Raw genomic sequence first — 11,994 nt, forward strand, 5'->3', positions numbered from 1 at the left:
CATTCTAATAATATATTAGCCTTATAAGACCGTCAAGAATATCCAGATCTTTTTGTACTATAGATGAAGAATTACCCAAATAAATTGTTGAATTTCTGTCACAATTACGTCAGGTATGCCGGATTCCATAAATTTTGGATCTGCGCCTGAACGCGGCTTGCGAGTTCTCTTCCCTCCAGTTCATTCATGTCCTGCCGGGACAGGATCAGATCGACTGCGGGAAGCTCCTCCCTGCGGAGTATGCAATCCGCCGACATGACGACCACATGCTTGAATCCCGTCTCCTTCACATGCTTGCATATTTCGTTCAAAAGTGACAAATCTTGCTGCAATCCATACTGGAATGCAGGATATGTAATCATTCTGCCCTTAAACGGAACTTCGGCCAGATCCATGAAATCCCGCAGACGCTCGAGAGCCGCCGTTGCCTGCATCGGGTTTTCCTTGCCGGTCAGACCGGTGTAGGGGATGAGACAGGTGTCTAAATAGGGTTGAAGCTCCGGCCAGGAAGCCTCCTCCACTTCGCTGAACTTCATTCGTTTCATCCTTCCTTCATTTTTCTCCATTATATTTCATATTATGCCAAGACTGAAGTAAAAAAAGAAATGCAGTCCCCTCCTCCTTTCCAAGCCTCTACGGCCATCAAAGCATAGGGTAACGAACTGCATTTCTTTTTTTGTACAATTCCAAAAGAATATGCAGAAGGCTTCATTCATTTATAAAGCAAATGAAACGAAATGAACCTTACTGCATTTCTTAAAAGGCCCGATGTTCAGTTCAGCAACCTCAGTTCATCCGTAAGATTGCGGAAAGCCGATTCGTCTCCGGAGGCAAGCGCCCGATCTATTTCTCGGTAAAGCTCCTCGCTCCGGTGTTTGCGCAACGCTTCGTCCCATACCATTTCAGCAGCCAGCCCCAACATGACTTCATACGTAGCTTTCATTTTATCCATAGGATGCACCTCCAAGCTTTTGTTTAGAACATCCTGTACTCCTTCCCCTTCTCCACGTAATTTTGAGTCGTGCGATACATTCTTTGCAAATCTGCTTCGGTTAATTCACGGACCACTCTAGCGGGAGAACCCAGGGAAAGCGTATAGGGTGGAATTTTTTTATTTTCGGTAACGATTGAACCTGCTCCTATTAAAGCATATTCTCCAATTTCGGCGCCGTTCAATACAATGGCCCCCATGCCGATTAATGTACCCTTACCTATCGTACATCCGTGAATGATGGCCGAGTGCCCAACGGACACGTCATCCGCCAGGATCAAGGGCTCATCCGTATTCACGTGCCCGACGGTACCGTCTTGGATATTGCAGCGTTCCCCGATGATAATCGGCGCCATATCCCCTCGCAGCACACTGTTGAACCATACACTGGAGTCCATACCGATCGAAACGTCACCAATAATCTTCGCTCCCTCTCCGACATAAACGGAAGGGTGAATCTTAGGCATATGTTGACCATAACGCAATAACAATTTTCATCACTCCTCGCCTTGCTTTGGGAGTGATTTTAAAACTCCGCTTAAAGTTTGTCAATGGATGCATGAAGAGCGCCGCTGCCCAAAATGGAGCTTTTTCCGGCCACCTTTTGCCCCCAAGCGGTCATTTGAACAACCTGTCCGTGTTCCAGGCTTTCCCCGATGCGGATCATTCCCAAATGAAGCATCATCCCGAGAATCCGCTCATTCAGAATCGACTCAGCCGTATCGTAGAAATAGGGCTTGATGAGCCACCCTAATGCTTGATGCAGGGAAGTGACCGTAACCCATTCCTTGGCGCACTCGCTTGTCCAATACACCAATGAAGTCAGGTTAGGCACGGCTTGTTTATACAGTCTTAACCAGAAACGAAAAATTTGTACCATGCTCTCTTTCATGCCGCCGTCCAGCATTTCCCTTCCTTTGGGCGTCAAGCGCAGCTTCAATCCGTCTTCGGCAATATATTCGTGATAGTAGGCAAAATCGTAGAGTAAAGCCAACCGGCTCGGGTAAGCGCTGAACGTCCTGCCGTAGCCGAACCTCCAGCCACCCTTCAGCACCAACGGCTCACGGACATGAAACATCTCCATGATCTGCTGCTGCTGGCGCCGGTACATGACTACCTCCTGATTCAGGTCGATATCTTGATCCCGGATGTACCTCAGAAACAATCGCAAATCCTCTGCGCACAAATTTTGCTCTTCCCGATAAGCCTGAGGCTCGCTTGTCCGGTTGATCTGCTTGCGGATCATCATGCCCAGCTCAAGCCTGAATCTTTCCTTTAGATCGTTCGGCATCTGGAACAAATATTTAGTGCTTTGTGTCATACCGTTAAATAGCCAGCCGCTCCTTTTGTAGCGTGCAATGGCTTCCCTCGGACTTTCGGTTTTCTTCGCAGGCTCCTGCTCACCGCCAAAAGCCGTCTGACCGATCAATGCCTGCAGTTCTTCCAAGCTGTAAGCGCTGCGGTTGTCAAACAATAGGGTATTGAGAAAACGCAAGTCTTGGGCGGAACAGCTGCTAACCTGTTGCTCAATGAATTCCCTGCGGTTAAGCATCACCAGGATGCTTTGGATCAGTTCATGCTTAGAATTTCGCTTGCATTCGCAGTCGTAATGCTCCGCAATGGTAGTCAGCTGGCCGATATCCGCGTATGTCAGCATATCCGCTAAATTCATCTCTGATCGCCTCGCCGTTTTAATACCATTATGGGAATTATTACAATTTTTATTCGGCGAAGGCAAAAAAAATAACCCGAATGCTTTCGGGTTATGCCTTGTTTTCCAAGAGATGACGTGTGCAATTGTAGAGAAGGGGCACCCATTCCAGGTCCTTTTTCTCAAGGATCGTTAAGGACAAATTCCCGATCCTCTCCGTATATCGATCCTTATATAAAGAACGGTATAGTTGAGCCAGAAATCCGCCGTGCGAAATCACGAGCATGTTTTTGTCCGGATACAGGTTCCACATTTCTTCCATAAAAGCGAGCCCCCGGGCTTGAATCTCCGGGTCCTTTTCCTGCCCAAGCTCCTGCAGATGCCAATCCCGGCCCCATTTGCTCTCCCTTTCGGCTAGAGTCAAGCCTTCAACCTTCCCGAAGGAGCGTTCATTCAATCTGGGATCCGGTTCCAGCATAGGGATGTTCAGCTTGGAGGCGATAATCCGTCCGGTCTCCTCGGCGCGGGACAGCTTGCTGCTGATCAAAAAGTCCCAGGTGTATTCCTCGTGAAGCAGACGCTCACCCAACAGCTCGGCCTGCTGTCTGCCCTCATCATTCAGCGGAATATCGCTCTGTCCTTGAATTTTGCCCAGCCGGTTCCAGTCCGTCAATCCATGCCGGATTAGGCCAATCATCATATCTGAATCCACCTTTTCTGTCTGTAATCCGAGAAAAAATCAATTTATTTACGCATCTGGCTTAATTTTCGCAGTGAAAACAAAGCCATGGCCACGCCTAGCACCGACAACACCATCCAGTATTGCGGATGCGAAGGTCCCATACCCACGACAAAAGGTTCGATGATACCACTGTTGGTCGAGGGAATGTCGTAGCTTAACAGATCTGATGCCAAAGTCGCATGCCCCGCTATTCCCGTGGGTAAAATGCCGGTAGCAGCCTGTGCCGTTTCCTTGACCTGCGGTCTATCCATCAGCATAAAGTAGAGGAAGCTGCACAGAAACACCATAACAAAACCGGCGATCCATAGCGAAAGATGCTTTCTGACTGCCGCCGGCACGTCGAACGGTTTGCTTTGGTCGGGTATCAGCCAAGGGGCTTCGCGGTAAATCCGATCCATGACATTCCGGTTGACCTCTTCGGCGCGTTCTTCGGAGGCTTCCTCCTGCATCTCCATAAAAAAACTTCGGCTCTCCATCCACATCTCATATTCTGCCGCGCAGTCGCTGCATGTGGCGATATGTAACTCCAGCCTCCGCCGTCTTGGATCATGCTCATCCATATCCGATAACAGTCCGAATATTTCTTGAGCCTCATCGCAAGTCATCTGCTTTTCATCCCTTCGTATTGTTCATAATTAAGCTCATAAAAATACGGTTCCAGCTGCACTTTGACACTGGATCGGGCTCTGAACAGCAAGGATTTGACCGAACTGACACTCTGTCCCAAAATATCGGCAATTTCCTGGTAGTCCAATTGGTCGTACTCTCGAAGGATTAAGGCTGACCGTTGTTTCTCCGGCAAATTGTTAATGGCCTCGCGGACAAGCTCTACTTTTTCATTGCGCAGAATGGCCTGCTCCGGTGCGATCTCAGCCGGCGCCACCGGGGTAACCCCGCTTTCCTCCAAAGGAACATGAGCGCCTCTTTGCTTTCTCAATTCGCTGAGCACGGTGTTCCGTGCAATCGTGTATAACCATGTCGAGAAAGAAGCGTCGACCTCGCGAAAGGAGTGCAAACTGCGAAAAGCCTTATAAAACGTCTCGGAACATAAGTCTTCAGCCATAAGCTCCATGTGGGAGCTTTTCAGCATATGATAAACAAAAGCCAATATTTTCCGCTGATAACGGCGCATTAACTCAGAGAAGAGCTCAACATTGCCCTCCTTGATCTCCCTAATCATCTGGGAATCCGTCATTTTTATGTAACCTCCTCGCCCGTACAAAAAGCAACCCCGTTCGATTCAGTCGTATATTAGTACCGAACAGGATATGAAAAGTTGCGGTCGAATCTTCACGCTGGTGCCGTTGTCATTTCCCCTATGTATCGGCATTTTCTCCAACGATTCTATAAAAATATCTATTTCATTGTAGCATATTGTCGCTTCCTCGTCAGTTAAACCCTGCACAAATTGGCGGATTTTACTGATGCAGCTACATTTTTGTCTCTCAGATCATAGAATGAACATAGTATTAGACGAAGCAAAGCCGGAAAAGGTTGCTAGAAAATGCATATTTTTTATTAAAAAGAAGCCCCACGCATGGAGAGGCTTGTTCGCTCTCGTTTGAGAGGGTCGTGTTCGTTTCAAAAAACTAATGATGAACAAAAAAAAGGGCCGCCAATGTTGGCGGCCTGTCGCTCATTCTAGAGCAACGTAGTTTTTGGATAGGAGTGGAGAGAAACCATACTGTACTTTTATTATATGTATACGTTTTCATTTTGTCAACCCTATATTCAACTTGATTTGGAAACGTTTTATGGATTACAGCGAAATGCTGTAATCCATATGTTTCAGCAGATCTTTGGCACGTTCCATATCCGCTTCCTGCCGGAAGGACAGCCTCATGATGCCGGGCACATCCTCCCTGCTCTCAATAATCTGCATATTACTCAGGTTAATGTGATTCATGCCGAGCTCTGTCGCGATCTTACCGATGATACCCGGATGGTCGGGTACATCAATGTAAAGATCAAAGGAGGACGTAATCATGCCTTTACGGCGCTCCGGAAGCTCGCTGCGGAAATCATTCGCTTTCGCGAACGCCTCGATGATGCCTTCACCGTCCTCGGCCTCAAGCATCTTGACGAACGAGGCGACCCCTTCGTTCCAATCCGAAAGCATCTGCAGCATGATCTCGCGGTTGTTGATCAGAATATCGCGCCAGATGACCGGATCGCTGGAAGCGATCCGCGTAATGTCCCGGAAGCCTCCGGCTGCAAGCCTGCGATACAGCGGGTTCGTTTCATTATAGTCACATACCTGATTGACCAGCGCTACAGCGATGATATGCGGCAGATGGCTGATGGCGCCGACAATGCGGTCATGCTCCACCGGATCCACTCTGACAATCTGCGCGCGCGTGTATGCCAGCAGCTGCGTAAGCGATGCATATACATCGTCAGGCAGCCCGGGCGGCGGCGTCAGGACATAATAGGCATTTTCGAACAGCAGCGGCGTGGCCGCTTCGACGCCGGAGCGTTCCGAGCCAGCCATGGGATGTCCGCCAATAAAATAGGCATCCTTAAGCTTCAGGCTGGCTGCGGCGGCGGCAATGCTTGCTTTGGTGCTACCGACGTCCGTGATGACACAGCCCTTTTTCAGAGGCAGGGTACTCAGTTTAGTCAGGTATTCATCTAATTTCCCAACGGGTACACATAAAAAAATAAAGTCGGCATCCATAGCCGCTTCTTCGATTGATACCGTGGCTTCGTCAACGACGCCACGGCTGATGTATTTTTCTGCGGAGGCGGGTCTGTGGGCATGGCCCACGACGGTAATCCCCGGCTTGCCTTTAAAGCAAAGCGCCAGGGAGCCGCCGATAAGTCCCACTCCGAAAATAGCGATTTTCGTCGTCATGCTACCTCACTTGATTGTTCGCATCCTACTGCACGAGAGCTTCTTGTTCTTTAAGGACCTGCTCTAGAGCATGAATAAATGCTTTATTTTGTTCTTGGGAGCCTACCGTCACGCGGATATGCGTCGGATACTTGTGGTGGCCCGCCCGGATGATAACGCCTTTGCGAAGCAGCGCCTCGAATATTTCGCCTGCAGGCTTGCGTACATCCACCATGATGAAATTGCCGTGCGCCGGGAAGTATTCCAGACCCAGACGGTCAAATTCACCTTGAAGCTGTACGATGCCGTTGCTGTTCGCCGTCCGGCAGGAATCGATGTATTCCTGATCCTTCAAAGCCGCTTTCGCAGCAGCTTGGGCTACACGCGTCGTGTTGAAAGGCTCGCGCACCTGGTTGATCAGTTTGATGACCTCAGGCTGTCCGATGCCGTAGCCGATTCGCAGCGACGCAAGACCGTAGATTTTCGAAAATGTGCGCAAAATCACCACGTTCGGATACTTTGCCAAATAAGGAATGCTGTTCGGGTAGGCAGGATCCGTTACGTATTCGCAATAAGCCTCATCAAGAACAACCATCACATGCGCAGGTACTTTATCCAAGAAAGCCGTCAGTTCCGCTTCAGGCAAAATGGTGCCTGTCGGATTGTTCGGATTGCAGACCCAAATGATTTTCGTGCGATCATTGACCTTGGCAAGCATGGCATCCAAATCATGGGTCCCATTGACAAGCGGCACTTCGATGCTGACCGCACCTTCGATATCCGCATTGCTTTTGTACACCGAAAACGTCTGATCCGCCATGATCGTTTCATCCCCCGGTACGAAAAACGCACGCGTAAGCAAAGCGATAATTTCGTCGGAGCCGCAGCCGAAAATGATTTGATTGGTATTCACACCCAAAAAGCTTGCGAGATCCGCAGTCAGCTCTACAGCGCCACCATCCGGATAAATGCTGATGTTTTCCAGCTCGCTGATGATGGCCTCTTTTGCTTTGGGGGAAGCCCCGTACGGGTTCTCGTTCGAAGCCAGCTTGATGACCTCATCAAGTCCAAGCTCTCTTTTTACATCTTCAATCGGTTTTCCCGGCTGATAGACCGGCAGATTCACAATATGGGATTTCGGTTTCATCATAACCACTCACTTTCGGCAAAATTATGCTTTTCGCATAGAATGAACTAAAGCAAGCATTGCGCAGTGCGTAGTTAGGATCGAGATTTAACTAGCCTTAGTTCAGTCTACCTTCAATTGTGCCACAAACTCGCGTATTTGCAAAAGCCCCTCTTGGCGGGTATCCGGATTTTGCAGGAGCGGGATGGCCTCTTCGATCTGGCGGACGATCGCGCTGCCTACGACAACGCCGTCGCAGATGCGGGCAAATTTGGCTGCCTGCTCCCCGTTCGAGATGCCGAAACCGACTGCGGCCGGAACATCCGTGTATTCCTTGACCTGAGCGATAAATTCTTCCACCCCGTCAAAGAAGCTTGAACGTTCACCGGTAACGCCGAGGGAGGATACGCAGTACACAAACCCTTTGGCACTTTCTGAGATGCTCTTGATTCTGTCCTTCGAGGTGGGCGCCACCAAAGGAATGACATGAACGTCAGCTTCCTCCGCGCGCTTGGTCACCTCCGCGGATTCTTCCACCGGCAGATCCGGTATGATCAATCCGCTAATGTCATGCTTGCGTACTTCTTCAAAGAAACGGTCCAAGCCGAATTGGAGTACCGGATTGTAATAGGTAAAAAGAATAAACGGCAGCTTTACGCCTGCTGCACGCGCCTTGACCGCGGCTTCCATGCAGCTCGCAATATTCACCTGATGCTTCAGGGCGCGCTGGGAGGCACGCTGAATGACGGGACCGTCCGCCAATGGATCGGAGTAAGGCACTCCCAGCTCCACGATGTCCGCGCCGGCAGCCTCCAGTTCGGCGATGATCTCGACCGAAGTATCCAAATCCGGATCCCCGATCGTCAAAAACGGAATCAATGCGGTTCCGTTCTCTTTTTTGAGTCTGGCAAAGGTCTGGTCGATCAAGTTCATGCCTGCTTCCCTCCCGTGTACGCCATGATGGACTCCACGTCCTTGTCTCCGCGACCGGACAGACAGATTACGACGATATCATCGCTGCTCAGCTCCGGAGCCATCTTCACAACCTGCGCGACCGCATGGGCGGATTCGAGCGCGGGAATGATCCCTTCCGTACGGCACAGCAGCTGCAGCGCATCAAGCGCTTCCTGATCCGTAATCGGCACATACTTCGCCCGCTCGATTTCCTTCAGATACGAATGCTCGGGTCCTACGCCAGGATAATCCAGGCCTGCAGAGATAGAGAAGGCCTCCTGAACCTGACCGAACTTGTCCTGCAGCAGGTAACTCATGGAGCCCTGGAATACGCCTTTGGTACCCTTGCTCATCGTCGCCGCATGGAAATCGGTGTCGACACCTTTGCCGGCAGCCTCTACTCCTATCAGGGCTACATCCCGATCCTCGATGAACGGGTAGAACATGCCGATTGCGTTACTGCCACCGCCGATGGCCGCAACAATTTGATCCGGAAGCCGGCCTTCTGCTTCAAGGATCTGACGGCGGGTTTCATCCCCGATGATCCGCTGGAAGTTCCGTACCATCATGGGATACGGATGCGGTCCGACCGCTGATCCCAGAATATAGAACGTGTCATCTACATGGCTGACCCAGTAGCGAAGCGCTTCGTTGCCGGCATCCTTCAATGTGCGAGATCCTGACAAGACAGGCAAGACCTCGGCTCCAAGCATCTGCATGCGGAACACGTTCAGCGCCTGGCGCTTCGTATCCTCTTCCCCCATGAACACTTTGCATTCCATACCCAGGAGAGCAGCCACCGTTGCGGTCGCTACGCCGTGCTGGCCTGCACCCGTTTCGGCAATGACCTTTTTCTTGCCCATTCGTTTCGCCAATACACCTTGTGCCAATGCATTGTTGATTTTGTGGGCTCCCGTATGGTTCAGATCCTCGCGTTTGAGATAAATCTTCGCCTTGCCCAAATGTTTGCTGAGCCGTTCCGCATAATAAAGCGGGGTTTCCCTTCCGGAATACTGCTTCAGCAGATAAGAAAGCTCCTCTTGAAAGGAAGCCTCCTGTGAATAATGTTGGTAGGATTCCTCCAGTTGTATCAAAGCGTTCATCAAGGTTTCCGGTACGAACCGGCCTCCGAATTCGCCAAAACGTCCATTTTGATCCGGCAGTTGAGTCATGCCTGCTTCACCCTTTCCACAAAAGCTGCGATTTTGTCGAGATCCTTGGTCCCGTTCGTTTCCACACCGCTGGATACGTCGACCCCGTACGGGGCGTATTCCCGAATCAATCCATCGACATTTGCGGCATGAAGTCCTCCAGCCACAAACAGCGGAATATCAAGACTTCTGGCCCATTGCCGATATTCAGGTATTTTATCCCACGCAAACGTGGTGCCTGATCCGCCTCCGTATTGCGGTTCGAACGTATCCAGCAGCAGGGCGTCGATTACGCCTCCATATTCCCGGAAATCGACGGGATTCCCGTCCTCCCGCTGCTGGGAGCCGACGGAAACGACCTTAAACAGGTCAACATTGAAGCGTTGTTTGATGTCCCGGCAATCATCTGGGCTTTCCTGACCGTGAAGCTGAATCACATCCAGAGGGACCTGCGCCATGATGTCTTCGAGCTGATCCATGTCCGGATTGACAAACACGCCTACCGTACGCGGAATGACAGGAGCCTCCCAGTTTTGCACCATTGCTGCCATCGATGCGGCCGCCTGGGGAGATACCTGCCGCCGGCTTTTGGCAAATACGAAACCGATATAGTCTACCGGTAAGTTCATCATTGATTTTAGCACTTCAACGCCCTGAAGTCCACAGATTTTTACTTTCGTCTTATTCATGCAGCTGCACACTGCCTTCCTCTAATACCGGTCCCATCAGGCTGCGGACGGCGGCAGCGATATGATCCTGTCTCATGAAAAACTCACCAACAAGCACGCCTGACGCGCCCGTAGTTCGCAAAAACGCCATATCCTCAGGGCCGGCAATCCCGCTTTCGCTGATGATAGGCACATTCGGCGGTACCCGCTTGCTTAGCTGCTCCGTGGCTGCCAGCGACGTTTCAAACGTATGCAGGTTCCGGTTGTTGATCCCGATCAAAGCGCCGGCTTCCAGCTTTAATCCGAGAACCTGCTTCAGTTCTTCCTCGCTATGCACTTCAATTAAGGAATCGAGGCCGATGGAGGCTGCCGTCTTCATGAACGAAGCGATTTGCTCCGTCGACAGAATGGCCGCAATCAGCAGGACTGCATCAGCCCCAAGCAGTCTTGCCTCGTAAATCTGCAGTTCATCGATGACGAAATCCTTACGCAGCAGTGGAAGGTTCACGGCCTGCCGCACAGCCTGCAAGTAAGCGCCGCTTCCTTGAAAATATTCCTCGTCCGTTAATACCGACAAGCAATCCGCTCCGGCCTGTTCATACGTCTTCGCGATTTCAACCGGATCGAAATCCGGACGGATCAAGCCTTTGGAAGGTGACGCCTTCTTCACTTCCGCGATCAGCCCCATGTCGCGCTTCCGCCCCGAGGTTAGCGCTCTCGTGAACCCTTTGGTGGCAGGCATGCCCGAGATGGCATCCAGCGCTTTATCGATGGATATACGTTCAGCCAGTTCGGCTACTTCTTCATGTTTCGTTGCTACAATGCGATCAAGATACATAGCTCAGCTCTCCTGTCATTTGAATCAATTGCTGCAATTTAGCGTAAGCGCGGCCGGTATCAATCGCTGCCGCTGCGGTATGAACACCCTCTGCAATGCTGTCTGCCAATCCGGACACATAGATGCAAGCGCCTGCGTTGGCGAGAACAACATCCCTGTACGGGCTTTTCTCTCCTTGGAGCACTGCTTCCACAATTTTGGCGTTCTGGAGCGCATCGCCGCCTAACACCGATTCCAGCGGGTGAACATCCAGGCCAAGATCATGCGGATGGATGTCATAGGTGCGCACTTCGCCATCACGGAGCTCTGAAACCTGTGTTGACGCGGAAATGCTGATTTCATCCAGGCCGTCGTGGCTCGTCACCACGAGTGCGCGTTTCGAGCCCAGCTCTCTTAACACTTCGGCGATCGTCTGCGTCCGGTTCCGGTCGTAGATGCCGAGCAACTGGCGGTCTGCCCCTGCCGGATTCGTCAGAGGACCCAGCATATTGAATACCGTTCGCACACCGAGCTCTTTGCGCGGGCCTGCTGCGTGCTTCATCGATGGATGATACAGCTGGGCGAACAAAAAGCAGATGCCGATCTCGTCGAGACAACGTTTGGCCTGTTCACTGCTCAGGTGTATGTTCACGCCAAGCGCCTCCAGCACATCCGCGCTGCCTGCCCGCCCTGATGCCGACCGGTTGCCATGTTTGGCCACCCGGACAGAGGCGGAAGAAGAGATTATGGCCGATGCGGTCGATATATTGAACTTGTGTATTCCCGATCCTCCAGTGCCGCAAGTATCCAGCAGCTTCTCGTTGTCCGTCTGCACCGAGCTGGCAACACTGCGCATGGCCTCGGCAAAGCCCGTAATTTCCTCGACCGTTTCTCCTTTGATCCGCAAGGCCATTAGCAGCGCTCCGATCTGCGAGGGCGTCACGCCGCCTTCCATAATGGATGACATCAACAGGCGCGCTTCCTCGCGCGTCAAATCCCGGCCCCCGATCAGCTGGTTTAAGCATGCGGGAATGAATTCGCTCGTACTCATACCTTCTTCT

General features: G+C 51.3%; 14 protein-coding genes. All 14 read right to left on the reverse strand.

Annotated elements, in window-relative coordinates; genetic code table 11:
- Nucleotides 1-104: 104 nt before the first annotated feature.
- A complete protein-coding gene (locus tag PCH05_RS25320) occupies nt 105-536 on the reverse strand; it encodes a DUF2487 family protein (protein WP_127607182.1) in 432 nt (143 codons plus the stop codon).
- Between the two features lie 236 nt (nt 537-772).
- Nucleotides 773-952: an IDEAL domain-containing protein gene (locus PCH05_RS25325; protein WP_127607184.1), complete on the reverse strand. Its 180-nt coding sequence runs from the start codon at nt 950-952 to the stop codon at nt 773-775.
- Nucleotides 953-975: 23 nt separating this feature from the next.
- Entirely contained in the window at nt 976-1,458 is a 483-nt protein-coding gene (locus PCH05_RS25330; protein WP_127607186.1) for a gamma carbonic anhydrase family protein, read from the reverse strand.
- Between the two features lie 71 nt (nt 1,459-1,529).
- The gene (locus tag PCH05_RS25335; RefSeq protein WP_127607188.1) at nt 1,530-2,663 is read right to left on the reverse strand and encodes a hypothetical protein; all 1,134 of its coding nucleotides are present in this window, start codon (nt 2,661-2,663) and stop codon (nt 1,530-1,532) included.
- 91 nt (nt 2,664-2,754) lie between these two features.
- A complete protein-coding gene (locus tag PCH05_RS25340) occupies nt 2,755-3,342 on the reverse strand; it encodes a histidine phosphatase family protein (RefSeq protein WP_127607190.1) in 588 nt (195 codons plus the stop codon).
- A 44-nt stretch (nt 3,343-3,386) separates the two neighbouring features.
- Complete coding sequence (locus PCH05_RS25345; RefSeq protein ID WP_127607192.1) at nt 3,387-3,989, reverse strand: anti-sigma factor family protein; 603 nt, start codon at nt 3,987-3,989, stop codon at nt 3,387-3,389.
- The gene (locus PCH05_RS25350; protein ID WP_127607194.1) at nt 3,986-4,579 is read right to left on the reverse strand and encodes an RNA polymerase sigma factor; all 594 of its coding nucleotides are present in this window, start codon (nt 4,577-4,579) and stop codon (nt 3,986-3,988) included. The genes PCH05_RS25345 and PCH05_RS25350 overlap by 4 nt, the downstream gene beginning before the upstream one ends.
- Nucleotides 4,580-5,143: 564 nt before the next feature.
- Nucleotides 5,144-6,238 carry a prephenate dehydrogenase gene (locus tag PCH05_RS25355; RefSeq protein ID WP_127607196.1) on the reverse strand — a complete coding sequence of 365 codons (1,095 nt, stop codon included), beginning with the start codon at nt 6,236-6,238 and terminating at the stop codon, nt 5,144-5,146.
- Between the two features lie 25 nt (nt 6,239-6,263).
- Nucleotides 6,264-7,364, reverse strand: coding sequence for a histidinol-phosphate transaminase (hisC, locus tag PCH05_RS25360; protein WP_127607218.1), 1,101 nt, complete (start codon nt 7,362-7,364; stop codon nt 6,264-6,266).
- A 102-nt stretch (nt 7,365-7,466) separates the two neighbouring features.
- A complete protein-coding gene (gene trpA / locus PCH05_RS25365) occupies nt 7,467-8,276 on the reverse strand; it encodes a tryptophan synthase subunit alpha (protein ID WP_127607198.1) in 810 nt (269 codons plus the stop codon).
- On the reverse strand, nt 8,273-9,469 hold the full coding sequence (gene trpB, locus PCH05_RS25370) for a tryptophan synthase subunit beta (protein WP_127607200.1): 1,197 nt from the start codon (nt 9,467-9,469) through the stop codon (nt 8,273-8,275). Before trpB ends, trpA begins: the two co-directional genes overlap by 4 nt.
- Nucleotides 9,466-10,137 (reverse strand): phosphoribosylanthranilate isomerase, encoded by a 672-nt coding sequence (locus PCH05_RS25375; RefSeq protein ID WP_127607202.1) that lies wholly within the window; start codon nt 10,135-10,137, stop codon nt 9,466-9,468. Before PCH05_RS25375 ends, trpB begins: the two co-directional genes overlap by 4 nt.
- The gene (trpC, locus tag PCH05_RS25380; RefSeq protein ID WP_127607204.1) at nt 10,130-10,954 is read right to left on the reverse strand and encodes an indole-3-glycerol phosphate synthase TrpC; all 825 of its coding nucleotides are present in this window, start codon (nt 10,952-10,954) and stop codon (nt 10,130-10,132) included. The genes PCH05_RS25375 and trpC overlap by 8 nt, the downstream gene beginning before the upstream one ends.
- Entirely contained in the window at nt 10,944-11,984 is a 1,041-nt protein-coding gene (gene trpD, locus PCH05_RS25385; RefSeq protein WP_127607206.1) for an anthranilate phosphoribosyltransferase, read from the reverse strand. The genes trpC and trpD overlap by 11 nt, the downstream gene beginning before the upstream one ends.
- Nucleotides 11,985-11,994: the final 10 nt, after the last annotated feature.

The sequence above is a fragment of the Paenibacillus chibensis genome (assembly GCF_004001045.1).
GTDB lineage: Bacteria > Bacillota > Bacilli > Paenibacillales > Paenibacillaceae > Paenibacillus_AQ > Paenibacillus_AQ chibensis.